General features: G+C 61.9%; 1 protein-coding gene. It reads left to right on the forward strand.

The features are described from left to right. Window positions 1-87: 87 nt before the first annotated feature. A partial coding sequence (locus AC5RWX_RS33325; RefSeq protein WP_494100431.1) for a peptide ABC transporter substrate-binding protein occupies window positions 88-1437 on the forward strand: 1350 nt, incomplete at its 3' end.

Consider the following 1437-nt stretch of genomic DNA (forward strand, 5'->3'; position numbering starts at 1 on the left):
GTAGGCTGCGTCACAGTTGCTAACTGCGTCTCGCCTGCGGGGAAGCACAATTCCCCTCGTTTTCTCCCACAACTCATAGGAGGCGGAATGCGTTTTGCGCGCACTTCCAAAGCACTGGGCATCGTGGCAATCGCCGCACTCGCCCTGACCGGCTGCGGCGCTGGAGGCGGCAGCAATGACGGTGCCGGCCAGTCGGCCGGCGATCCCAATAAGGTCATCACCGCTTACAGCAACGAACCCCAGAACCCGCTGCTGCCGGCGAACACCAACGAAGTTTATGGCGGCCGCGTCGTCGAACTTCTCTTCGAAGGCCTGACCAGCTACGACCCCAGCGGCCAGTCGGTCAACGCCCTGGCCGAGTCCATCGAATCCCCGGACGGCCAGAACTACACCATCAAGGTAAAGAGCGGCACCAAGTTCACCAACGGCGAGGAAGTCACTGCCAAGAGCTTCGTGGACGCCTGGAACTTTGCTGCCCTGAGCACCAATGCCCAGGCCAACAGCAGCTTCTTTGAGTCGATTGAAGGCTACGACGCCGTCAGCGCCACCCAGAAGGAAGGCGAGACCGAGGTCCCCGCTCCCACCGCCCAGACCCTCTCGGGCCTGGTCCTCAAGGACGACACGACCATTGAGGTCAAGCTGACCCAGCCTGAGGCTGACTGGCCGCTGCGCCTTGGCTACACCGCCTTTATGCCCCTTCCGTCCCAAGCGATCGCTGACCCGAAGGCCTACGGCGAGAACCCCGTAGGCAACGGCCCGTACAAGATGGCCAAGGAAGGCGCCTGGCAGCACGACAGCCAGATCGAACTCGTCAAGAACGAGGACTACGCCGGCCCCCGTGTAGCGAAGAACGGCGGTGTGACTTTCAAGTTCTACACCGATCCGGCTCCCGCCTACACTGACATCCAGGCCAACAACCTGGACGTTACGGACGTCCTTCCGACGAACGCCTTGAAGACCTACACCACGGACTTCCCCGAGAACCACCTGAACAAGCCATACGCCGGCAACTCCACCCTGAACATCCCGGGTTACCTGCCCGAGTTCCAGGGCGAAGCCGGCAAGCTGCGCCGTCAGGCCGTCTCCATGGCGATCAACCGCGACGAAATCACCAAGGTGATCTTCAGCGGCACCCGCATCCCTGCCAAGGACTTCACCTCACCGGCAGTGGATGGCTACAACGAGAACGTTGAGGGTTCCGACGTGCTGAAGTTTGACGCCGCCAAGGCAAAGGAAGCCTGGGACAAGGCCAACGCCATCAGCCCCTGGCCCGCGGACAAGACCCTCCAGCTCGCCTATAACACCGATGGCGGCAACAAGGAATGGATCGACGCCGTTGCCAACAACCTGAAGAACAACCTGGGCATTCAGGCCGAGGGACAGCCGTTCGCCAAGTTCGCTGAGATCCTCGACCTCCGCAAGGCGCAGACCCTTCCC

Source organism: Arthrobacter sp. SPT-J7 (genome assembly GCF_059089965.1).